Here is a 1,049-nt window from a genome sequence, read left to right as displayed (position 1 = left end):
AAATCTTATAAAGAGATTATAGAGCTTTTAGGCTGTAATCAAACAACGATTTGGCCAACTGTAAAAAAATATGAGGAGTTCGGACTCGATTCTCTCCTTCAAGAAACACGTGGTGGTCGTAACCATGCATATATGACAATTGAGGAAGAGAAAGCCTTTCTTGCCTGTCATTTGAAGGCTGCAGAGGCAGGAGAATTTGTTACAATTGATGCCTTATTTCAGGCTTATACAAAGGAGTTAGGTTCTTCCTACACACGTGATACCTTCTATCAACTCTTGAAGCACCATGGTTGGCGAAATATTAGGCCACGTCCAGCACATCCCAAGAAAGCAGACGTTCAAACCATTGTCGCGTCTAAAAATAAAATCTCAATTCAAGAAGAAAAGAAAGCGCTTTAAAACCAGTAGACCTTTTCGTAAGGTTCGCTTGATGTACCAAGATGAGGCTGGTTTCGGTAGAATCAGTAAACTGGGATCTTGTTGGGCTCCAATGGGAGTAGGTCCACATGTCCATAGTCACTATATACGAGAATTTCGCTATTGTTATGGAGCTGTTGATGCCCATACAGGCGAATCATTTTTCTTAATCGCTGGTGGATGTCATACTGAGTGGATGAACTCCTTTTTAGAAGAGCTTTCACAAGCTTATCCAGATGATTATCTTTTACTCGTTATGGACAATGCCATATGGCATAAATCAAGTACCTTAAAGATTCCGACTAATATTGGCTTTACCTTTATTCCTCCATACACACCAGAGATGAACCCCATTGAACAAGTGTGGAAAGAGATTCGTAAACGTGGATTTAAGAATAAAGCCTTTCGAACTTTGGAAGATGTCATGAATCAACTTCAAGATGTTATACAAGGACTGGAGAAGGAGGTGATAACGTCCATCGTTAATCGGAGATGGACTAGAATGCTTTTTGAAAGTAGATGAGTATAACTGGTTGATGAGACTGTGAAAAGAGCATAAAGACCAGCTTGCAAGCTGGTCATACTCTTCGAAAATCTCTTCAAACCACGTCAGCTTCATCTACAACCTCAAA

The 1,049-nt window shown here is 40.0% G+C and carries 1 pseudogene; it reads left to right on the top strand.

Annotation, left to right across the window (positions count from 1 at the left end):
- Positions 1-940, top strand: a pseudogene (locus HT715_RS09395) (IS630 family transposase); the annotation flags it as partial.
- Between the last annotated feature and the right edge of the window lie 109 nt (positions 941-1,049).

The sequence above is a fragment of the Streptococcus sp. 4155 genome, from assembly GCF_013276695.1.
Lineage (GTDB): Bacteria > Bacillota > Bacilli > Lactobacillales > Streptococcaceae > Streptococcus > Streptococcus pseudopneumoniae.
Note: the sequence above shows the minus strand (reverse complement) of the source record. Positions and strands in the feature narration are given on the sequence as shown.